Source organism: Streptomyces sp. NPDC107517, from assembly GCF_055582645.1.
On sequence record NZ_JBVJPM010000012.1, the window covers coordinates 105,742 to 127,065 of the forward strand.

The window sequence follows — 21,324 nt, forward strand, 5'->3', positions numbered from 1 at the left end:
ACTCGTCGTAACGTGGTGTCCATGCAGATCTTCGGCGTGGACATCGGCGGATCAGGGATCAAGGGCGCACCCGTTGACCTGGACCGCGGAGACCTGGCACAGGAGCGGTTCAAGGTCCTCACCCCGCACCCGGCCACGCCCGACGGCGTGGCCGACGGGGTGAAACAGGTCGTGGAGCACTTCGGCACCCGGCCCGACCGGGTCGGCATCACCTTCCCCGGCGTCGTCACGGGCGGCGCCACGATCCGTACGGCCGCCAATGTCGACAAGTCGTGGATCGACGTCGACGCCCGCGCCCTCCTCGGCGAGCGGCTCGGCGGGCTCCCCGTGACGGTCCTCAACGACGCGGACGCGGCGGGCGTCGCCGAGATGCACTTCGGCGCGGGCCGCGGCCGCAAGGGCGTGGTCCTGCTGCTCACCTTCGGCACCGGCATCGGCAGCGCCCTGTTCCTCGACGGTCAGCTCGTCCCGAACACCGAGCTCGGCCATCTGGAGCTGCACGGCCACGACGCCGAGAAGCACGCCTCGACGAAGGCGAAGGAAGACCACGACCTGAGCTGGGAGCACTGGGCGCACCGTGTCCAGAAGTACCTGGCGCACGTCGAGATGCTGTTCTCGCCCGAACTGTTCATCATCGGCGGCGGCGTCAGCCGCAAGGCCGACAAGTTCCTGCCCCTGATCAAGGGCATCAAGGCGGAGATCGTCCCGGCGCAGCTGCAGAACAATGCGGGGATCGTGGGGGCGGCCATGGCGGCGGCGCAGCAGAAGTAGACGTTCAGCAGAAGTAGACGCGCGGCAGAAGCAGGCGTAAGCGGCGCGGGAGCCCTGGCCTCAGGCCGTACGCCGCCGGGGGCGCGGGGCCGAGGGCACCTGTTGTGCCTGTGTGCGGGGGGAGCCGGCGCGGGCCTGGGCGAGGGCTCGGCGGCGGGCCGCGCGACGCGCCATGTGACGGATGCCGCGCACGGTCACGACGAGTCCGGCGACGAGCGTGCCGCCGTAGAGCCAGCCCGCGTGCATCGCCAGGGCCGTCACCAGCCCCATCACCTGCCCGCCGAGCCCGCCCGAGCCGTCGGCCACCGGCAGGATCCCGACGGCGAAACCGATCGGCACGGCGACGGGCGCGGCCACCAGGTCGGCTCGCCGCACCCACATCGCGGTGAGCGTGCTCACCAGCAGGAACAGCACCCCGTACACGACGATCGAGCCGCCGAACAGCAGGGCGTCCAGGCAGGCGAGCGCGAACATCGCGGCCGTGCAGAACAGTCCGCTGCCCAGGCCGGTGAGGCGCGGGTCGGGGAAGCGGCGCAGCGCGAGGACGACCGGCGGCACGGGCCGCGGCGCGCTGCCGCCGGCCTTGCCCGACGCCCGGTACACCGTTCCGGAACGGGACGCGGAGGGCCCGTCGCGTCGGTCGCTGCGGCCCTGCGCCTGCGGGGGGAGCGGGGGCGTGCGGCGGGTCCGGTTCTGCTGGGCGCGCGGCGGAGTGCGACTGGGTTGTTCCACCGCACCAACTTAGGTCGGGTTATGTGTGGAATCCGCTCCGGGACACGCGGTTTCGCCGACCTTGGCCAAGCGTTCTATGCGGCGCCCGGGGGGTGGCACGGCACGCCGTAGACTGGGGTCCCTCCATCCTCACGTACGGGAAGTCGCAACGTGTCGCTCACGATCGGAATCGTCGGCCTGCCGAATGTCGGCAAGTCGACCCTTTTTAACGCCCTGACCAAGAACGACGTGCTGGCGGCCAACTACCCGTTCGCCACGATCGAGCCGAACGTGGGCGTGGTCGGTGTCCCCGACCCCCGCCTCGCCAAGCTCGCCGAGGTCTTCAGCTCCCAGAAGATCCTCCCGGCGACGGTCGACTTCGTCGACATCGCGGGCATCGTGCGCGGCGCCTCCGAGGGTGAGGGCCTGGGCAACAAGTTCCTCGCGAACATCCGCGAGTCGGACGCGATCTGCCAGGTCATCCGTGCCTTCAAGGACGAGAACGTCGTGCACGTCGACGGCAAGGTCTCGCCCAAGGACGACATCGAGACGATCAACACCGAGCTGATCCTCGCGGACCTCCAGTCCGTCGAGAAGCAGGTCCCGCGCCTCCAGAAGGAGTCCCGCCTCCAGAAGGAGAAGGTCGCGGTGCTGGCCGCGGTCGAGGAGGCGCAGAAGATCCTCGAGTCCGGCACGACGCTCTTCGCCGCGGGCATCACCGCCGGCACGGAGAAGGGCCGCCTGCTCCACGAGCTGCACCTCCTCACGACCAAGCCCTTCCTCTACGTGTTCAACGTGGACGAGGACGAGCTGGTCGACGAGGACTTCAAGAACGAGCAGCGCGCCCTGGTCGCCCCCGCCGAGGCGATCTTCCTCAACGCCAAGATCGAGTCCGAGCTGATCGAGCTCGACGACGACGAGGCGCTCGAACTCCTCCAGTCGATGGGCCAGGAAGAGCCCGGCCTGGCCACGCTCGGCCGCGTCGGCTTCGACACCCTCGGCCTCCAGACGTACCTGACGGCGGGCCCGAAGGAAACGCGTGCCTGGACCATCAAGAAGGGCGCCACGGCCCCCGAGGCGGCCGGCGTGATCCACACCGACTTCCAGAAGGGCTTCATCAAGGCGGAGGTCATCTCCTTCGACGACCTGATGGAGACGGGCTCGGTCGCGGAGGCCCGCGCCAAGGGCAAGGCCCGCATGGAGGGCAAGGACTATGTGATGCAGGACGGGGACGTGGTGGAGTTCCGCTTCAACGTGTAGCGGCTGACGCGTCACCACGTCGCTGATCTGGCAAACGCGCAGGTCAAGGAGGGCCCGACTCTTTGGAGTCGGGCCCTTCACCTTTTTCATGGCTCCGTGGCCGGAGCGGCAGATCTGCACGCCTCGACGTTTTCGGTCTCTTGGCCGGCAAGGAGAAGGCCAAGGAGAAGGCCTCGGCCCTGGTCTCCGAACAGGTGGAGATCGATCGCGACCACGGATACTAACGTGTATGTTACTAACAATGTTGTTAGTGACGTGCGTGGAGGTCGGCGGACGTGGTTGATTTCGTGGGCCGTCGGCAGGAGCTGGCGACGCTGGAACGAGAGCTGCAGAAGGTGGCGGCAGGGGTTGGTGGGGAGCGGCCCGGTCGGTGCGTGATGTTGCGTGGGCGGCGCCGGGTGGGCAAGTCGCGACTGGTCGAGCGGTTCGCCGAGCGCTCCGGGGCCCCGTTCCTCTTCTACGCGGCGACTGGTGCGTCCCCCAGGGATGATCTGGCACGGCTGGCCCGGGACGCCCAGGCGTCGACCCTGTCGTTGGCGGGGCTGGTGGCCGCCGCGCGGCCGGAGAGCTGGGATGCCGCGTTCGACGTGCTGGCTGCGGCGCTGCCCGCCGACAGGGCGAGCGTGCTGGTCATCGACGAAGTGCCGTATCTGATGGATACCGCCGGCGCCTTCGAGGGGATGCTGCAGCGGGCCTGGGACCGGGTGCTGGAGACCAAGCCGGTGCTGCTGGTCCTCATCGGCTCCGATCTTTCGATGATGGAGGCCCTGAACAGCTACGGGCGACCCTTCCATCAGCGCGGCCGGGAGATGGTGCTGGGACCGCTCAACCCTGCCGAGGTGGGGCAGATGCTCGGACTGGATCCGGCGGAAGCCTTCGACGCCGCGCTGGTCACCGGCGGGCTGCCGCTGATCTGCGCCGAGTGGCCGAGCGGCGCAGGGCTGTGGGACTTCCTCGGTGAGGCGTTGAGCGATCCGGTCTCGGCCCTGCTCGTGTCGGCCGAGCGCTCGCTGGCTGCCGAATTTCCCCCGCAGGCCCAGGCGCGTACGGTGCTGGCGGCCATCGGCAGTGGCGAGCGGACCTTCACCAACATCGCCCGTGCGGCCGGCGGGATCGGGGCCACGCCGCTGCAGCGAGCTCTGGAGACGCTTACGGACAAGCGGATCGTCGCCGGGGAGCTTCCCGTGTCGCTGCGACCGTCGAAGGATCGCCGCTACCGGGTGACCGATCCCTACCTGCGGTTCTGGCTGCACTTGCTCGGCCCGTCCATGGAAGAGATCGAGCGGGGACGGGGCGACCTGACCTTGGCGCGCATCCGGGAGAACTGGACCAGCTGGCGAGGCCGGGCGATCGAGCCGCTCATTCGCGAGGCGCTCGCCCGGATACTGCCCGACGGTCAACTGCCCGCAGCCCCAGCCGTGGGCGGCTACTGGACCCGCACCAACGACGTCGAAATCGACATCGTCGGGGCGGACCGCGCCCCCATTGCCAAGGAGCTGCTCTTCGTCGGCTCCATCAAGTGGCTGGAGCAGTCGCCCTTCGACCGGCACGACCTGGCCGCCCTCCACCGGCACCGGGCCGCCCTCACCGACGAACCTGTTCCCGTCGTGGCGGTTTCGCGCAGCGGAGTCGACTGCCGGGGGCTCGACGCCTCCTACGGCCCCGATCACTTGCTGACAGCCTGGCCGCGGTGAGTGGCAAGTAGTAGGCGAGGCAAGGGATTTGGGGCGCGATCAGGCTGAAGGGGCGTCGCGGTCGGGAGGTCTCTCTCGACCTCACTCGCAGGTCATCCAGGGTCCGCCTCTTCGGGGGCGGGCCCTGCTTTGCTGTCCGGGCGGGGCGTTGTCCGTGGGGGCGGCGGTGGCAGGATTCCGGGACGGGAGCGAGAAAGGGCTGGGATGGGGCTGCGGGAGCGGGGGGTTGTTGACGGGGGTGTGCGGCTGGAGGGGGCCGCTCGGGGGGTTGTCGGGGATCACGCTCGGGCTGTCGAGGCGGTCAGGGGCGCCTTGCAGCCGATTCATGAGGCCGAGGCCGCGCAGGCCCTGGGGGCTATTCCTGTTGCTCGGCTCAAGGACGTCACCGAGGGGCGGCTGAGGCTCGGGGAGGTGGAGAGGAGCGGGCTGTCCTGCGTTCTTCAGGTGCTCGAGGCCGGGACCTACCGGTTGCGGCAGATTCCTGGCGTGGGGGAGCAGACCGCCAATCAGCTGGTCGCTGCCGCCCGGCAGATTTCCGATGCCGTCCGGGAGACCGTCGCCGTCCACATCGATGTGGACCGGCCCGAGCCGCGTACCACCGCACTCGTCACCGCCCTGCATGTTCTGGTGGAGGCGGGGCCCGAGGCGCGGCGTGCCGTCGAGACGGCCGCGGCTCTTGCCGAGCGGCTCGGTCCGTTGCTGGCCGACGCCCGGCCGGCCACCGGGCGGCTTCGGATGCTGCTGGCCGGGAGGGCCGAGCGGGCGCAGGCACTCAAGGCTGTCGCGGAGATCCGTGAGCTGACCGAGGAGGCGGTGCGCGCCGGGCACCCGGAGCTGCTCGCGCAGGCGTCGGTGGACCTGTTGCGCGGTTGTTCGGACGACGTGGCGGCCTGGGTCGACTTCGAGTTGCGGTCCGCCGAGTACTACAGCCTGCTCGCCGAGATCTCGGGGCACGCCCCCGACACGGCCGCCTCCGAAGGGTTCCTGCCCGACGAGGTCGCCGAACGGGTCCGCGGGCAGGCGCTCGACGACACGCGGCGCCGGGTGTCACTGCGCGGCTACCAGGCCTTCGGCGCCCGGTTCGCCCTCGCCCAGCGCAAGGTGATCCTCGGCGACGAGATGGGGCTCGGCAAGACCGTCCAGGCCATCGCCGCCCTGGCGCATCTCGCCGCCGAGGGCAGGAGCCACTTCATGGTCGTCTGCCCGGCGAGCGTACTGATCAACTGGACGCGCGAGATCGAGTCCCGCAGCAAGCTGCGCGCCCTGCCCCTGCACGGCCCCGACCGGCAGGACGCGTACGCCGACTGGAAGGGCCGCGGCGGTGTCGGCGTGACCACCTTCGACGCGCTGTGCCGCTTCCCCGTCCCCGGCGGCGGCGAGCTCGGCATGCTGGTCGTGGACGAGGCGCACTACGTGAAGAATCCGCAGACCCGCCGCTCCCGCACCGTCGCCGAGTGGGCCGAGCGCTGCGAACGCGTGCTCTTCATGAGCGGTACGCCGATGGAGAACCGCGTCGCCGAGTTCCGCAACCTCGTGCAGATCCTCCGGCCCGACCTGGCCGACGTCGTCGGCGACCGCGACGGAGTGGCCGGCTCGAAGGCCTTCCGCAAGGCGGTCGCCCCCGTCTATCTCCGCCGCAACCAGCAGGACGTACTGACCGAACTCCCGGCGCTCCAGCACACCGACGAATGGGAGGAGTTGAGCGCGTCGGACGAGGAGGCCTATCGGGAGGCGGTCCGGGCCGGGAACTTCATGGCGATGCGCCGTGCGGCATACGCGCGGCCGGAGTCGTCGGCGAAGCTGAACCGGCTGCGCGAGATCGTCGAGGACGCAGCGGAGAACGGGCTGAAGGTCGTGGTGTTCTCCACCTTCCGAGACGTTCTCGCCGTGGTGAAGGACGCGCTCGACGGCGCCGCCCTGTTCGGCCCGGTCTCGGGGAGCGTGCCGCCCGCGCGCAGGCAGCAGCTCGTCGACGAGTTCGCCGCCGTGTCCGGTCACGCGGTGCTTCTGGCGCAGATCGAGGCCGGGGGCGTGGGGCTCAACATGCAGGCCGCGACCGTCGTGATCATCTGCGAGCCCCAGGTCAAGCCGACCGTCGAGCACCAGGCCGTGGCGCGGGCCCACCGCATGGGGCAGGTGCGCTCGGTCCAGGTCCACCGGCTGCTCGCCACGGGGGGCGTGGACGAGCGCATGGTGAAGCTCCTCGAGAACAAGTCCCGGCTCTTCGACGCCTACGCGCGCCGCAGCGCGACGGCCGAGGCGACCCCCGACGCCGTGGACGTCTCCGACACGTCGCTGGCCCGCCGGATCGTGGAGGACGAGCAGGCTCGGCTCGCGGCCGGGGCGGCCTAGGGGCGGGGCCTGGTTCCTGTGCCTGCTCATGTTGCGGTCGGGGCTCCGGTGCGCGGCAGTGGACGGGCCGTACGGCCCCGGCCCACCCCGTCACCCCCGCTCGTTATGGTCAGTCCTGTGACGCACCCAGTACCGGCCACCCCGACCGCCGCCGCGAACGCCCCCGCCCCCCTGGACCCCCTCGACCGGCGCATCGTCGCCGCCCTTCAGATCGATGGGCGGGCGTCGTGGCGGCGGATCGCGGCCGCGCTCGGGGAGCCCGAGCGGAAGGTGGCGCGGCGGGGGCTGCGGTTGCTGGAGAGCGGGGACGTGGCCGTGCGGGGGCTCGTCGTGCGGGGCGAGACCGTGATTCTGCGGATGACGTGCCGGCCGGGATCGGTGCGGGACGTGGCCGTGGCGGCGGCCCGGCGGGCGGACTGCATCTTCTCGTACGCACTCGCGGGACCCGTCGACTGCGTGGCCGAACTGCAGTTTCCTCAGGGGCAGTTGGGGCCGCTGATGCTCGACGAGGTGCCCGCGCTGCCCGGTCTCGTCTCGCAGAGCGTGTCGCCTGTGCTGCGCTACTTCAGGACCGTGCACGAGTGGTCGCCGGGGATCCTCGGCGCCGGGGAGATCGAGGCGCTCGGCGGGCCGTCGGGCATCGTCGACGAGATCGGTCTCCCGGAGGTCGAGGTCGGGCCCGAGGAGCACGCGATCCTGGGGGCGCTCGCCGAGGACGGGCGGCGTACGCACGAGGACCTGGCCGCCGTCGCCGGGGTCTCCGTGGCGACCGCCCGCCGCCGTGTCGAGACGCTCACCCGCGACGGGCACGTGAGCATCCGGGCCGCCGTCGAGCCCGCGCTGCTCGGCCTCCCGGTCGAGGCGCTCCTGTGGATCAGGACCCGCCCCGACGAGGTCGAGAAGGTGGGGCGGCTGCTCGTGGAGTCGCCGCTCGTGCGGTACGCGGCCGCGGTCATGGGTGAGCATCAGCTCCTGGTCGACGTGACGCAGCCGTCGAAGGCCGCGCTGTACGAGTTCCTGACCGCCTCGCCCTGGGTGCGGCATGTGGAGGCCGTGCAGTCGCATCTGGTGGTCGACGCGTTCAAGCGCAGCGGGGTGCAGTTCCCGACGTCCAGCAGACGCCCGTAACGCGCGGTGATGTGACTGAAATCTTCACAGGTGAAGGAGTCGCGTCCTAAAAGTTCATAGAGACTTGGGTGTTGACTGAAAAGGTCAGTGGCTTCAGTGTGGTGCACCACACGCGCCGCTGCCCCGGACCTGTCCGGCCCAGCACGGCGACGTCCCCGCGCCCGCTGCCCTAGGACTGCCATGCCCGCTTCCACCGGTCCCGCCGACTCCGCTCCCGTCCCGGACGAACTCTGCGCCCTCGACGCCGTCGACCTCGCGGCGCGTGTCCGCCGTGGTGAGCTGTCGGCCCGTGAGGTCGTCCGGGCCCACCTCGACCGCATCGAACGCCTCAACCCCGCCGTCAACGCGATCGTCACCCTCGACCCCGAGGGCGCGCTCGCCGCGGCCGCCGCCGCCGACGAGCGTCAGGCGCGCGGCGAGGAGCTCGGGCCGCTGCACGGCCTGCCCATCGCGTTCAAGGACACCCACCTCACCCGCGGCATGCGCACCACGCACGGCTCGCCCCTCTTCGCCGACCACGTCCCCGACGAGGACGAGCTGCTCGTGCGGCGCATCCAGGACGCGGGCGCCATCCGCATCGGGAAGACCAACGTCCCCGAGTTCGCGGCCGGTTCGCACACGTTCAACCCGGTGTTCGGCGCGACCAGGAACCCGTACGACACGAAGCGGTCGGCGGGCGGCAGCAGTGGCGGGGCCGCGGCCGCGCTCGCCGCCGGGTTCCAGCCGCTGGCCGACGGCAGCGACATGGGCGGCTCCCTGCGCAACCCGGCGTCCTTCTGCAACGTCGTCGGCCTGCGCCCCACCCCGGGCCGCGTCCCCTCGCACCCGGCCGGCAACCTGTGGGAGACCCTCGCCGTCGCCGGGCCCATGGGGCGAACCGTCGCCGACACCGCGCTGCTGCTGTCCGTCATGGCGGGGCCCGACCCGCGCGTCCCGATCTCCCTGGAGGGGCCGGGTGCCGCCTTCCGCACGCCGCTCGGGCGGGACGCGGCAGGGCTGCGCGTGGCGTTCTCGCCCGACCTCGGCGGACGCGTCGCCGTCGACCCCGACGTGCGCGACGTCTTCGAACGGCAGGCCAAGGTCTTCGAGGACCTCGGCTGCGTCGTCGTCGAGGACTGCCCCGACCTGGACGGCGCCGAGGACGTCTTCCGCACGCTGCGGGCCCAGGAGTTCAACCAGGGTCTCGGCGCGCTCCTCGACAGCGACCGCGCCTCCCTCAAGGACAGCCTCGTCTGGAACATCGAGGAGGGGCGGCGCCTGACCGGCGCCGACCTCGCCCGCGCCACCGCCGAGCACGCCCGCATCCACCTCGCCGCTGTCGGCTTCTTCGAGCGCTACGACGTCCTGGTCGCGCCCGTCAGCCAGGTCACCCCCTTCGACGTCGAGGCGGAGTACCCGACCGTCATCGACGGGCAGTCGCAGCACACCTATCTCGACTGGATGCGCTCGGCGTACTTCATCTCGGTCCTGGGCGCACCCGCCCTCTCCGTACCGGCCGGCTTCTCGGCCGCCGGTCTCCCCGTCGGCCTTCAGATCGTCGGCCCACCCCGCGCCGAGCGGACCGTGCTCGAGGTCGGCGCCGCCTACGAGGCCGCCACCGGACACGGACGCCGCCGCCCCTGTCTCGCCTAGCCGCACCTCTCGCAGCCGTATGGAGCCCTGATGAGAAAACCGCACGCGATCTGGGCCCTCGTGCCCGTACTGGCTTTCCTCAGCACGCCGTTCCTGCCCTTCGTCAACGGCCCGCACCTCTGGTTCGGCATCCCGTCCGTCCTCGCCTGGTGTCTGCTGTGGACGGCCGGTACGACGGCCTCGCTCGCCCTCGTCGAGCACCTCGCGCGCACCGACAACGAGCGCGCCGACCGCGACGAGGCCGAGGAGGCCACCGCATGAACACCACCATGACCATCACTCTCATCGGCATGGTCTCCATCGCCGTCGTCGGCGTGAGCGGGCGCAGACCGCGCAAGGGGGAACTCGGTGAATGGACGGTGGGGAAACGGAAGTTCTCCACCTTCACCACCTGGTTCCTCCAGGCCGGCGAGGCCTTCACGACCTTCAGCTTCCTCGGTCTCGCCGGTATCGCGTTCGGCGGGGGCGTCGCCGCCGCCTTCGCCCTGTGCTACCTCGCGATCAACTTCGTCCTGCAGTACTTCACCGCGCCCCGGATGCGGGAACTCGGGCGCAAGGGCGGCTACTTGACGCAGGCGGACTTCTTCACCGACCGCTACCGCAGCCCGCTGCTCGGCAAGGTCGTCGCCGTCGTCGGCGCGGTCTTCCTGCTGCCGTACCTCCAGCTCCAGATCACCGGCCTCGGCATGATCGTCCAGCTCGCCACCGGCAGCCGCACGGGCGGCAACCTCAGCATGGTCCTGGCGACCGTCCTCACCGTCGGCTTCGTCCTGTGGTCCGGCATCCGCGGCATCGCCCGCGTCGCCTACCTCAAGGACGCCCTGATGATCGTCGGGCTCCTGGTGCTGTTCATCGGCGTCGCGGTCTCCGTGAAGGGGGGCATCGGCGGCCTCTTCGAGACCGTACGGGACAGCCACCCGCAGCTCCTGACGCTCGACCAGGAGGGCTATGACGCCACCTTCTTCGTCACGGCCGTCATCATCTCCGGCATCGGCGGCGGACTCGGCACCATGGCCCATCTGTGGCCGCCGGTCCTCGCCGCCGGCAGCGGGCGGGCCCTGCGCAAGAACGCGGTCTGGCTGCCGCTCTACCAGATAGCCCTCGGCATCCCGGTGATCGTCGGTTTCGCCGGAATCCTGCTGGTGAAGCCGGGATCGCCCGCGAACTCCGTCGCCCTCACCCTCGCCGGCCAGACCCTGCCCGGCTGGCTCGTCGGCGTCGTGGCGGTCGCCGCGGCCTCGGCCGCCATGGTCCCCTCGGCGGCCATCGTCGTGGGCATCTCCAGCCTGCTGTCCCGCAATCTGCTGAGTGTGCGCAACGAACGTACGCAGCTGCGCACCAACCACCTCTGCGTGGTCGCGGCCGCCGCGCTCGCCCTGGTGCTCGGCCTGACCAGGCCCGGACTCCTGTCCGACCTGCTGCTGCTCACCTACGGAGGCCTCACCCAGCTCGCCCCGGCGATCGTCATGGGGCTGGCGAAGAAGGTCCGTCTGGATGCCGTGCCCGCACTGCTCGGCATCCTGACCGGCGTCGGGGCCCTGATCTGGCTCACCTTCGGGAGCGTGGACGTCGGCACGGTCGACACCGGGCTCATCGCGCTCGCCCTGAACCTGGTGGTGACGACGGCCGCCCAGCTCGTCGTGCGGTCCCGCTCCCTGGCCGCCGTACCGGCCGAGGCCAACTGACCGGCCGCCGGGCGCCGCCTCGCGGTGTGGGGCCGCGCACGGCGCCCGGCGGCCCGGGCCCTGCCGGTCGGCGGCAGGGCCCTACGTCACCCTCAACTCCTTCACGGGTTCGGGCTTTTCGCCCTCCTCGGTGACCCGTACGAACCGGGCCGTCTGCCCCGGTGCGAAGGCCCGCCACGCCGCCCCGTCGGCCGACGTCGTCACCGCGTACGCGCGCGTGCCCGTCACGTCGACGCCGGAGACCTTCCCCGTCCGGCCGAGGTCGACCGTGAGGGAGGCGTGCGCGGTCGCCGGCTGCCAGGCGGTGACCGGGTTGCCGTCCACCGCCGCCTCCGCGTACAGGCCTGGCTCCTCGGACGTCGCCGTCGTGGTGCGGCAGCGGGCCAGGTCGGAGGTGGGTTCGAGGTCGGGGCGCCGGGTGCGCAGGACGAGCCCGCCGCGGTCGACCGTGGCGCGTCCGGCGGGCGTGACGACGGGGAAGGGCTCGCCCGCGGTCAGCCTGACCGTCGTGCGCTCCGGCCCGATCGCGATGTCGTACGTGCGTCCGCGCCAGGTCAGCCCGCGCAGCGTCACGCCCCTGCCGAGCTGCGGCGGCAGCGACGGGTCCAGGCGCAGGGCGTCCTCCTCCAGGCGAAGGCCGGTCAGGCCGTGCGTGAACACCTGGAGGAAGCCGCCCTTCCCGGTCAGGAAGTCCTGAGCGGGCGTGCCCGCGAGCGGGTCGCTGGATCCCGCCTTCGTGCCGCGCGCCTCCGAGAACAGCCCGAACGGCTCACGGAAGAAGGGCTTCGAGGCGCGCCGCAGGAACGTGTACGTCGCACAGCCCGGCTCCCCGATCGACGCGGCGGCCACCGCGTGCACGGAGTCCGTCATCGCGGGCCCGTCCGGGTCGGTGTGCGCGACGTAGTAGTCGAGGGTCGCCGCCGCCGCGCCCTTCGGCATCGGCTTCCAGTCCAGCGGGTACAGCAGCAGGACCGCGTCGGCCTGCTTGATCGTCGAGCCGTTGTAGCCCTCGTACTGGAGGAAAATCTTGCGCTTCGGGTCGTACGGGATGCGGAGCCCGTCGGCGATGGCCGTCCACGCGGCAGGGGGCGCGGCGCCCACGAGCCGGGCGGCGCGGGCGGCGGAGCGCAGGGCAGTGGCCGCGACGGCGTTCGTGTAGACCCCGTCGTCGACGCCGTTGCTGTACTCGTCGGGGCCCGCGACGTCCTTGATGGAGTACGAGCCGTCGGCGTTCTTCGTGACGCGTGAAGTCCAGTACTGGGCAAGGCCCTCGAGGAGCGGCCAGCCGCGCGAGCGCAGCCAGGCGCGGTCACCCGTGGCCAGGTAGTACTGCCAGGCGGCGAGCGCGATGTCGCCCTGGAGGTGATTCTGGGTGACGCAGTGCGGCGGGTACCAGCTCTGGCACTCCGTCCACAGGGCGCCCCGGCTCGCGCTGGTCCACGGGTACATGAGGCCCTTGACCGACGTCTTGAGGGCGTTGTCGGCGGCCGCCTCGCGCGTGCGGTAGCGGTACTCGAGGACGGGGCGCGCCAGGTCGGGCCGGTCCGCGAGCAGCACGGGGAACATCCACGTCTCGGCGTCCCAGAAGATCATGCCCGCGTAGGCGTCGCTGGTGAGCCCGGCGGGCGCGATGCTGTCTCGGCCACCGGCGCGCACCGCCGTGAGGAGCCCGTACCGCGCGGCCCGCACCTGCTGCTGGATCTCGGGCCGGTCCGGCACCTCGATGTCCGACGTCCACAACTTCCGCCAGTGCGCGGTGTGTTCGCGGAACAGGTCGGCCCATCCGGCCGCGGCCGCCCGCTGGGAGGCGCCGACGGCCGAGTCGTGCGGGGTGCGGGAGGTCAGCGCGGTGTCCACGCCGACGTACTTGGTGACGGTGTACCCGCGGCCGGTGTCGACGGAGAACGTGGCGGACTGCTGGTTCGTCAACGTGCTGGTGCGACCCGCCGTGCGGGTGCGGCCGGGGGCGCGCAGGGTGGAGGCGACGACGCCGTCCTGACGGGTGCCGTCCGTGCGGAAGCCCACCGCCATCGTGCGTTTGCCCGCGGGGCCGCCGCCGGTGGGCGCGATCCGGCGGGCGCCGCGGCCGTCGATCCGGTCGGTGACGGTCGCCTCTCCACTCCAGTGCGGCGTGACGCGCAGCCGCACGGCTCCGGTGTGCGGGTGTGCGCGGTCGGTCAGCACGTCGTACGTCAGGTCGGTGCGCCGGCCGTCCTTGTGCGTCCAGGTCAGCGACGTACGGACGAATCCGCAGCGCAGGCTGAGGGTCTGCCGGTAGTGCGAGATCCGGCTGCCGGGGCCGTACGTCTCGTCGCCCACCGTCAGGTCGAGCGCGGTCCAGTTCGGCAGCGCGGCGATGGCCTCGCGGTGCGCCGTGTTCTCGGGCCCGCGCGCGTAGAGCCCGGTGGTGAACGCCCCGTCGTAGCGCGGCGTGTAGAGCGGCCAGCCGGTCTTGCCGCCGGGCTCGGCGTAGCCCGCGCCGGACGGGGGGACGCGCACGCCGAGATATCCGTTGCCGGTGTACGCGTGATAGGTGTTCGCGGGGTCGATACGGGTGGTGGCCGGGGCCCAGGCGGGGTCGCCGGTGCAGGATTCGGAGGCCTGCGAGGCCTTGGAGGGGGAGCCCGCGGGCGCGGGGGCGGATGCCGGGCCGGGGCCGGGCGTCGCCAGGGCCGCGCCCGGTGAGGCGCCGAGCACCGCGAGCGCGAGGAGGACGGTGAGGCGGGCGGGGGATCGGCGGGATCGGGTCACGCAACCGACGATGCGGGCGGCTCCGGCCGGGAGTCGGGCAACCCGCGACGGAGGTCCCACGGATGGCGGGGGTGCCGCTTGCCGCGCCCTGCGTCGAGGGGCGGTCGACGGCCGGTCGAAGGTCGCTCGAGGCCAGGGCGTAAGGATTCCCTTACCTGGAGAAACTCCCTGCGTAAAGGCTTGCGGCCGTGTATGTCATCACTTCGAGTGATTCTTTGGCCTTTGCTTGCGGCGCACAACCCAGGGTTGCCACGCTGTTGCTGTCTGTCAATCTGATGGGTCGCCATGGGTCTTAGGGAGTGCAGCCAGTGACATTCGGTGAGCAGCCGGCGTATCTGCGCGTCGCGGGTGATCTTCGCAGGAAGATCGTCAATGGATCGCTGCCACCGCACACCCGCCTCCCCTCACAGGCCAGGATCCGCGAGGAGTACGGCGTCTCGGACACCGTCGCCCTCGAAGCCCGCAAGGTGCTGATGGCCGAAGGACTCGTCGAGGGACGCTCGGGGTCGGGCACGTATGTGCGCGAGACGCCGGTCCCGCGCCGCGTCGCCCGCTCCGGATACCGGCCGGTCAGCGGCTCCACCCCCTTCAAGCAGGAGCAGGCCGACGAGACGGCGCGCGGCACCTGGGAGTCCCGCAGTGAGCAGGCCGAGGCGAGCGGCGCCATCGCCGAGCGCCTCGACGTCCGCGCCGGAGACCGCGTGATGTGCACGAAGTACGTCTACCGGGACGCGGGAGAGGTCATGATGCTCTCCACCTCCTGGGAGCCCCTGGCGGTCACCGGGCGCACCCCCGTGATGCTCCCGGAGGAAGGCCCTCTCGGCGGCTGCGGCGTCGTCGAGCGCATGTCCGCCATCGACGTGATCGTGGACAACGTGACGGAGGAGGTCGGCGCCCGCCCCGGCCTCGCCGAGGAGCTCATGGCGCTCGGCGGAGTGCCCGGCCATGTCGTCCTCGTCATCCAGCGCACGTACTTCGCGTCGGGCAGACCGGTCGAGACGGCGGACGTCGTCGTCCCCGCCGACCGGTACCGGATCGCATACCACCTGCCCGTGAAGTGACCGATAGGCGAACGCCCTGTCCGCGGGGTGTGACCGCGACTTAACGCGCCGCCGCCTCCCGTAACACCGGGGCAATCACCGGCCGCCCCGCGTTGTCATGCACGGCTCCTAACTTCCGTCCGTACCCGCAATCGGCCGGACGACAGGAACCCTCATGACGGACACGGTCACCCGTGACACAGAGGCAGCCGCGCCACGGCGCAGGTACGCCAAGCTCGCCGCGGACGAGAGCCGCGAGGACTTCTCGCTGCGCTACGCGCCCCACTCGTACCGGCGCTGGTCACCGACCATGGTCGCGTCCACCGCGCTCGGCGGCATCGCCTACCTCGCCGACTTCGCGATCGGCGCCTCCATCGTCTTCACGTACGGCTTCACGAGCGGGCTCGCCTCGATCCTGTGCGCGGCGACGATCATCTTCCTGACCGGCATCCCCATCGCCCGCGCCTGCGCCAAGTACGGCCTGGACATGGACCTCATCACCCGGGGCGCGGGCTTCGGCTACTTCGGCTCGACGCTCACGTCCCTCATCTACGCCTCGTTCACCTTCATCTTCTTCGCACTCGAAGGCTCGATCATGGCGCAGGCCATGCATGAGGTGGTCGGACTGCCGCTGCCTGTCGGCTACTTGCTGACCACGCTCATCGTCATCCCGATCGTCTTCCGCGGCATGGGCGCCCTCGCCAAGGTGCAGGCGTGGACGCAGCCGGTCTGGCTCATCGGGCTCGTCCTGCCCTTCGTGATCCTGGCCTTCCACGCGCCGGGCTCCTTCGGCGACTTCACCCACTTCGGCGGCACGGAGGGCGCGGGCAGCGGGTTCTCCTGGCTCGGCTTCGGCCTCGGCACCGGCGTCGCGCTCTCCCTCATCGCGCAGATCGGCGAGCAGGCCGACTATCTGCGATTCATGCCGGCGAAGACCGAGCAGAACCGGAAGCGATGGAATCTGGCCGTTCTGGCGGCCGGGCCCGGCTGGGTGGTCATCGGCGCCGCGAAACAACTCGGCGGCGCGCTCCTCGCGTTCGTGGCCCTCGAAGCAGTCGGCAAGACCCACGCGCTGGAACCCATCGCGCCGCAGGTCGAGGCCCTCAAGCCGTGGCTCGGCTCGGTCGCGCTGCCCGCCGCCGCGCTCTTCGTGGTCGTCTCCCAGATCAAGATCAACGTGACCAACGCCTACAGCGGCTCGCTGTCCTGGTCGAACTTCTTCTCCCGCATCACCCACCGGCACCCGGGCCGCGTCTGGTACATCTTCCTCAACCTCGCCATCGCGCTCACGCTGATGGAGATGAACATGTTCGCGGCCCTGAACAAGCTGCTCGGCTTCTACTCGAACGTGGGCATCGCCTGGATCGCGGCCGTCGCCGCCGACCTCGTCATCAACAAGCGGGTCGGCTGGAGCCCCAAGTACATCGAGTTCAAGCGGGCCTATCTGTACGCCGTGAACCCGGCCGGCTTCGGCGCCATGGTGATCGCGTCGACCGTCTCGATCGTCGCGTTCTTCGGGGTGTTCGGTGCGTACGCGGAGGCCTTCTCGACGTTCATCGCGGCCGGACTCGCCCTGACGCTCTGCCCGTTGATCGCCTGGGCCACCAAGGGCAAGTACTACCTGGCCAGGCCCAACCCCGTGAACGGCCCCGACGCCGAGATCGCCGACATCACGGCGACCCACACGTGCAGCGTCTGCGAGACGGCCTACGAACTCCCCGACATCGCGGACTGCCCCGTCCGGTCGGGCCCGATCTGCTCGCTGTGCTGCTCGCTCGACGCGGAGTGCGGCGACGTCTGCCGCAAGGAGCCGCAAGCGGGTCCGGTGCTCATGCCGATGCCGACAGTGCGTACGGGCTGACGCCCGGAGCGGGAGGCCACGGAACGTCCAGGGGGCGCACTCTTCGGAGTGCGCCCCCTTTGGATTGGCTGGTTGCTATCTCTTTGTGCCAATGCGTATCCGCTGCGTGAAGGTCAGGCGTACGCTCGGGCATATGCGTAGTGGGGTTTCCTCAGAAAGCGGGGCGCTGTGCGAGCCGGGGTCGGGGAGTGGAGGGGCGAGATGAACGAGGGCGCGACCACGCTTGTGTGGCTCGTCATACGCCAGGACGACAACGGCAATCGCTATCGCGTCGGCAGGTACGCGACCAGGGCGGAAGCCCAGCAGATCGCCGACAGTCTCGATGACCGCGGCCACAAGCAGCTCTACTGGGTCGAGCGTCTCGGCCAGGCGCAGAACGGCACCGCGCGCTGACGTTCCCGTCCGCGGCCGTAGGCTCCGGCACATGACTGAACCGACCGTCGTCGTCGCGGCGGCCCTCCACGACAGCGGCCGCCTGCTCGCCGCACGACGCAGTGCGCCCCCCGAACTGGCGGGCCGCTGGGAACTCCCCGGCGGCAAGGTCGAACCCGGCGAGGACCCGGAGCGGGCGCTCGTACGGGAACTGCGCGAAGAGCTCGGGATCGGAGCCGAACTCGTGGCGCGCGTCCCGGGGGAGTGGCCCCTGAAGCCCGGATATGTGCTGCGGGTATGGACGGCGCGCCTGCTGTCCGGCCGGCCGCGCCCCCTGGAGGACCACGACGACCTGCGCTGGCTCGGGCCCGAGGAGATCTGGTCCGTGGGCTGGCTCGACCAGGACGTGCCGGCGGTGAAGGCGGTGCTCGCGGCGCGGCAGCCGTGACCCGTAAGCCGGGGACCGGTCCGCAGGGCCCGCCGTGCTGCGGGTTGTGCCCCCGTCGTACCGCCGGCCGGGCCCCACGTGCTCCGTTCGCGGAGTGTTCGCGTGAGACGGTAGCTCCCACGCCCACCCGGGTATATGCCGATTAACCCTACGAAATCGGACGGGTTCCGAAGGGGCGGACGGGGTTCTACTGCTGCCTGGGAAGTGATCGGCGTGATCGACACCGACGGGGAGTGCGCCGAGTGGGTCTTCCCCGAGGAGCCGGGCGCAGTCCGTTCCGCTCGTGCCGCGGTCCGCGGCCAGCTCGGCGTCTGGGATCTCGATTCGCTCGGCGATGTCACCGAACTGCTCGTCAGTGAGCTGGTGACCAACGCCCTCCGGCACGCTTCCGGCCCCATCGGCGTACGTCTCCTGCGGTCGGCGGAGCCGGCCCACACCCTGCGGGTGGAGGTCTCCGATCCTCTTCCGGATCCACCGCTGGAGCGGGTCGCGGGACCGGACGAGGAGAGCGGACGGGGGCTCCAGCTGGTCGCGGGGTCCGCGCGGCGGTGGGGGACGCGGCCCGGCGACACGGGCAAGACGGTGTGGTTCGAACTGTCGCTGCCCGGCCGGCACTGACGGGCGGCCGGAAAGTGCGGCTGGACCCGGCGGCCGGAACCGATGGTGCCGCGCCGGTTAAGAGGAACCCTCCCTGGTTAGGAGACAGGGAGCATGCCGACCGGCGATGAGGCCGGCCAGGAAAAGGCACGGAACAGTCGCGGATCTGGTTGCCGTCCCGTTATGCGGGGACGGGCCAAAAAGCGTCGGGACCGTGGTGTGATCGTGAACACCGTGTTGCGCGGCTCCGTAGTGCTGGATACTGCGGGCAGCCGCCCCGGTGACCGGTGCCGGACGCGGTGAGCTGGAGGGGACGGTTCGCGTGAGCGAGATACCAGCGAAGGCCAGTGCGTCCGAGGACACCTCGGGCGGGACGCCCGCGCGCGATGCGGCAGACCCGCCCCGGGCCGAGACATGGCAGAGCAGTCCGCCCGGCTCCATGTACGACTACATCAAGGTCGCCTCCTTCTCCATCGGCCCCGACGGCCTGGTCGACCAGTGGAGCCGGCGCGCCGCGCAGCTCTTCGGCGTCTCCGCGCAGGAAGCCGTGGGCAAGGACCCCATCGAGGCCTTCGTCTCCACGGAACTGCGCGAACGCGGCCACCGCAAGATGGCGGAGATCCTCGACGGCCGCGAGTGGACCGGCGTCGTCCCCTTCCGGATGCCGAGGGGCCGGCGGCCGGACTCGGTCGGCACCGGGTCCGACGAGCGCGATCCGCACGTCCCTGACCGGCACGGCCCCGAGCCGTATACGGAGGGCATCGCCGAGGTCTATGTGATGCCGACCGAGACGGAGTCCGGCGAGCGCGCCGCCGTCTGCATCGTCGTCGATGTCCGCGCCCTGCGCCGTATCGAGACGGATCTCGCCGCGTCGCAGGCCATTTTCGGCCAATCTCCCTTCGGCTTCCTGCTGTTCGGCACCGACCTGAAGGTGCAGCGGGCCAACCGGCCGTTCGCCGCCGTCTTCGGCGGCCGGGCCGACGACCACCGCGGCCGCACCGTCCACGACTATCTGCCCCGCGGCGAGGCCGACCGCGTGCAGGCCGCGCTGCGCCGCGTCCTGGAGACCGGCGATTCCGTCACCGACATGCAGCTCGTCGGGCCCGCGCCCGACTCCGCCGAGCGCCGCCACTGGTCGATCAACCTCTACCGCGTGCACAGCGGCAGCGGCCGGCCCATCGGCGTCGCCGGGCTCGCCACCGACGTCACCCGGCGGCACGCCGCCGCCCGCGAGGCGGCACACGCCCGCCGCAACCTCGCCCTCCTCAACGAGGCGGGCGCCCGCATAGGAAACTCGCTCGACCTGGAGACCACCGCCCGCGAGCTCCTCGACGTCGTCGTCCCCGGCTTCTGCGACCTCGCCTCCGTCGACCTCTACCAGGGCCTCCTCGCGGGCGACGAGTCGGCGCTCAACAGCCGCAGCCTCGCCGACGGCAGCGCCGAGCTGCGCAGGGTCGCCGCCGCGAGCGCCGTCGCCGACGTGCCGTACCTCGAGGCGTCCGGCGGTGACGGGGTCGTCGAGGTCGGAGCGGTCCACCGTTACGCCTTCAACTCGCCCTGCGCGGACGCCCTGCGCACCGCCCGCCCCCAGTTCGTCCCCGCCGCGTCCGGCGGCCTCGTCCAGTCCACGCTGGCCGTGCCGATGGTCGCCCACGACACCGTCGTCGGCCTCGCGCGCTTCGCCCGCACGAAGGGCAGCGAGCCCTTCAACGACCGCGACCGCGCCCTCGCCGTGGAACTCGCCGCCCGCGCCGCCGTCTGCATCGACAACGCCCGCCTCTACCGGCGTGAGCACGAGCGCGCCCTGATACTCCAGCGGTCGCTGCTCCCGCCGGACGACCCCGAGGCGTCCGGCCTCGACATCGCCTGCCGCTACCTGCCGGGCAACGCGGCCACCGAGGTCGGCGGCGACTGGTTCGACGTCATCGAGCTGCCGGGGCACAGAACCGCGCTCGTCGTCGGCGACGTCATGGGCCGCGGCCTGCGCGCGGCCGTCGCCATGGGTGAACTGCGCACCGCCGTAAGGACCCTGGCCCTCCTCGACCTCGAACCCGCCGAGGTGCTCTCCGCGCTCGACGAGATCGCCCGTGGCCTCGGCGCGCCCGGCGGCCCGTCGTCGCCGGCCCTCGGCCCCCGCGGCGGCGTCCAGCAGGCCACCCGCGCCGCCCGCAGAACCGGCGACGCCGACCTGTCCGAGGTCTACCTCGCCACCTGCGTGTACGCGGTCTACGACGCCGTGACCCGGCGCTGCACCTTCGCCAACGCGGGCCATCTGCCGCCCGTCCTGGTCGAGCCCGGCGAAGGCGCGCTCATGCTCGACGTACCGCCGGGGATGCCGCTCGGCGTCGGCGGGGAACCCTTCGAGGAGGTCGAGGTCGAGCTGCCCGAGGGCTCACTCCTCGCCCTCTACACCGACGGGCTCGTGGAGTCCCGCGACCATCCCCTCGACGAGGGCCTCTCCGCGTTCCGCAGCGCCCTGGACGATCCCTCGCCCGCGCTCGAAGACGTCTGCGACCACGTGCTGGCCACGCTCGACACGCACCACGGCGAGGACGACATCGCGCTGCTCATGGCCCGGGTGCAGGGCCTGCCGGCCGACGCCGTCGGCGACTGGACGCTGCCGCGCGAGCCGCGCTCGGTGGGCCGCGCCCGCGAGTTCACCCGCGCCAAGCTCACCGAATGGGACCTGGAGCCGCTCGTCGACACGACGGAACTCCTGGTCAGCGAGCTGGTCACCAACGCTCTGCGGTACGGCGAGGGCGACATCAGGCTGCGCCTCCTGCTCGACCGCACCCTCGTGTGCGAGGTGTGGGACGCGGGCCTCGTCCAGCCGCGCCGCCGCCGCGCCCGCGACACGGACGAGGGCGGCCGCGGGCTTCAGCTCGTCGGCCTGCTCAGCGCGTCCTGGGGCTCGCGCAGGACACCGCGCGGCAAGACCGTCTGGTTCGAACTCCCGCTGCCCGACGGCGACTCGGCGGCCGTGGACCCGACGGAGGCGCTGCTCAGCCTGTACTGACCGGCG

16 protein-coding genes are annotated in these 21,324 nt (G+C 71.5%); 14 read left to right on the top strand and 2 right to left on the bottom strand.

What is annotated here, in order from left to right; translation table 11 throughout:
- The first annotated feature begins 21 nt into the window (after positions 1-21).
- Entirely contained in the window at positions 22-771 is a 750-nt protein-coding gene (ppgK, locus tag ACZ67T_RS26375) for a polyphosphate--glucose phosphotransferase (protein WP_326774279.1), read from the top strand.
- A gap of 60 nt (positions 772-831) precedes the next feature.
- Here ppgK and ACZ67T_RS26380 read toward each other — a convergent pair whose 3' ends face one another.
- Positions 832-1,503, bottom strand: coding sequence for a DUF6542 domain-containing protein (locus ACZ67T_RS26380; RefSeq protein WP_469987443.1), 672 nt, complete (start codon positions 1,501-1,503; stop codon positions 832-834).
- Between the two features lie 150 nt (positions 1,504-1,653).
- On the opposite strand from ACZ67T_RS26380, the gene ychF reads away from it, so the two are divergent.
- The 7 genes from ychF to ACZ67T_RS26415 all read left to right on the top strand — a co-directional run bounded on the left by ychF (position 1,654) and on the right by ACZ67T_RS26415 (position 11,233).
- A complete protein-coding gene (gene ychF / locus ACZ67T_RS26385) occupies positions 1,654-2,742 on the top strand; it encodes a redox-regulated ATPase YchF (RefSeq protein WP_116510423.1) in 1,089 nt (362 codons plus the stop codon).
- A 275-nt stretch (positions 2,743-3,017) separates the two neighbouring features.
- Entirely contained in the window at positions 3,018-4,436 is a 1,419-nt protein-coding gene (locus ACZ67T_RS26390) for an ATP-binding protein (RefSeq protein ID WP_469987444.1), read from the top strand.
- Between the two features lie 204 nt (positions 4,437-4,640).
- A complete protein-coding gene (locus ACZ67T_RS26395; protein ID WP_469987446.1) occupies positions 4,641-6,788 on the top strand; it encodes a DEAD/DEAH box helicase in 2,148 nt (715 codons plus the stop codon).
- Positions 6,789-6,905: 117 nt separating this feature from the next.
- Positions 6,906-7,916, top strand: a complete 1,011-nt coding sequence (locus tag ACZ67T_RS26400; protein ID WP_469987447.1) for an Lrp/AsnC family transcriptional regulator — start codon at positions 6,906-6,908, stop codon at positions 7,914-7,916.
- Positions 7,917-8,096: 180 nt separating this feature from the next.
- Positions 8,097-9,548: an amidase gene (locus ACZ67T_RS26405; RefSeq protein WP_469987449.1), complete on the top strand. Its 1,452-nt coding sequence runs from the start codon at positions 8,097-8,099 to the stop codon at positions 9,546-9,548.
- A 30-nt stretch (positions 9,549-9,578) separates the two neighbouring features.
- Positions 9,579-9,809, top strand: a complete 231-nt coding sequence (locus ACZ67T_RS26410; protein WP_469987451.1) for a hypothetical protein — start codon at positions 9,579-9,581, stop codon at positions 9,807-9,809.
- Positions 9,806-11,233, top strand: coding sequence for a sodium:solute symporter family protein (locus tag ACZ67T_RS26415; RefSeq protein WP_469987453.1), 1,428 nt, complete (start codon positions 9,806-9,808; stop codon positions 11,231-11,233). The genes ACZ67T_RS26410 and ACZ67T_RS26415 overlap by 4 nt, the downstream gene beginning before the upstream one ends.
- A gap of 81 nt (positions 11,234-11,314) precedes the next feature.
- On the opposite strand, the gene ACZ67T_RS26420 is transcribed toward ACZ67T_RS26415, so the two are convergent.
- Positions 11,315-13,984 carry a glycosyl hydrolase family 65 domain-containing protein gene (locus tag ACZ67T_RS26420; protein ID WP_469987454.1) on the bottom strand — a complete coding sequence of 890 codons (2,670 nt, stop codon included), beginning with the start codon at positions 13,982-13,984 and terminating at the stop codon, positions 11,315-11,317.
- A gap of 308 nt (positions 13,985-14,292) precedes the next feature.
- Between ACZ67T_RS26420 and ACZ67T_RS26425 the strand changes: the two genes are divergently transcribed.
- From ACZ67T_RS26425 to ACZ67T_RS26450, 6 genes are all read left to right on the top strand, one after another.
- The gene (locus ACZ67T_RS26425; protein WP_469987455.1) at positions 14,293-15,045 is read left to right on the top strand and encodes a GntR family transcriptional regulator; all 753 of its coding nucleotides are present in this window, start codon (positions 14,293-14,295) and stop codon (positions 15,043-15,045) included.
- 154 nt (positions 15,046-15,199) lie between these two features.
- Positions 15,200-16,885: a purine-cytosine permease family protein gene (locus ACZ67T_RS26430; RefSeq protein WP_469987456.1), complete on the top strand. Its 1,686-nt coding sequence runs from the start codon at positions 15,200-15,202 to the stop codon at positions 16,883-16,885.
- A gap of 201 nt (positions 16,886-17,086) precedes the next feature.
- Positions 17,087-17,278, top strand: coding sequence for an SPOR domain-containing protein (locus tag ACZ67T_RS26435; protein WP_469987458.1), 192 nt, complete (start codon positions 17,087-17,089; stop codon positions 17,276-17,278).
- Positions 17,279-17,309: 31 nt separating this feature from the next.
- Positions 17,310-17,705 carry a (deoxy)nucleoside triphosphate pyrophosphohydrolase gene (locus ACZ67T_RS26440; RefSeq protein WP_469987460.1) on the top strand — a complete coding sequence of 132 codons (396 nt, stop codon included), beginning with the start codon at positions 17,310-17,312 and terminating at the stop codon, positions 17,703-17,705.
- Between the two features lie 135 nt (positions 17,706-17,840).
- Positions 17,841-18,323 (top strand): ATP-binding protein, encoded by a 483-nt coding sequence (locus ACZ67T_RS26445; protein WP_469987462.1) that lies wholly within the window; start codon positions 17,841-17,843, stop codon positions 18,321-18,323.
- 301 nt (positions 18,324-18,624) lie between these two features.
- Positions 18,625-21,318 carry a SpoIIE family protein phosphatase gene (locus ACZ67T_RS26450; protein WP_469987464.1) on the top strand — a complete coding sequence of 898 codons (2,694 nt, stop codon included), beginning with the start codon at positions 18,625-18,627 and terminating at the stop codon, positions 21,316-21,318.
- The last annotated feature ends 6 nt before the right edge of the window (positions 21,319-21,324 follow it).

Bases quoted from the DNA above. Each gene is read 5' to 3' on its own strand.
- ppgK (WP_326774279.1), top strand. From the start codon at position 22: ATGCAGATCTTCGGCGTGGACATCGGCGGATCAGGGATCAAGGGCGCA.
- ACZ67T_RS26395 (WP_469987446.1), top strand. From the start codon at position 4,641: ATGGGGCTGCGGGAGCGGGGGGTTGTTGACGGGGGTGTGCGGCTGGAG.
- ACZ67T_RS26405 (WP_469987449.1), top strand. From the start codon at position 8,097: ATGCCCGCTTCCACCGGTCCCGCCGACTCCGCTCCCGTCCCGGACGAA.
- ACZ67T_RS26410 (WP_469987451.1), top strand. From the start codon at position 9,579: ATGAGAAAACCGCACGCGATCTGGGCCCTCGTGCCCGTACTGGCTTTC.
- ACZ67T_RS26415 (WP_469987453.1), top strand. From the start codon at position 9,806: ATGAACACCACCATGACCATCACTCTCATCGGCATGGTCTCCATCGCC.
- ACZ67T_RS26430 (WP_469987456.1), top strand. From the start codon at position 15,200: ATGACGGACACGGTCACCCGTGACACAGAGGCAGCCGCGCCACGGCGC.
- ACZ67T_RS26435 (WP_469987458.1), top strand. From the start codon at position 17,087: ATGAACGAGGGCGCGACCACGCTTGTGTGGCTCGTCATACGCCAGGAC.
- ACZ67T_RS26440 (WP_469987460.1), top strand. From the start codon at position 17,310: ATGACTGAACCGACCGTCGTCGTCGCGGCGGCCCTCCACGACAGCGGC.
- ACZ67T_RS26445 (WP_469987462.1), top strand. From the start codon at position 17,841: ATGCCGATTAACCCTACGAAATCGGACGGGTTCCGAAGGGGCGGACGG.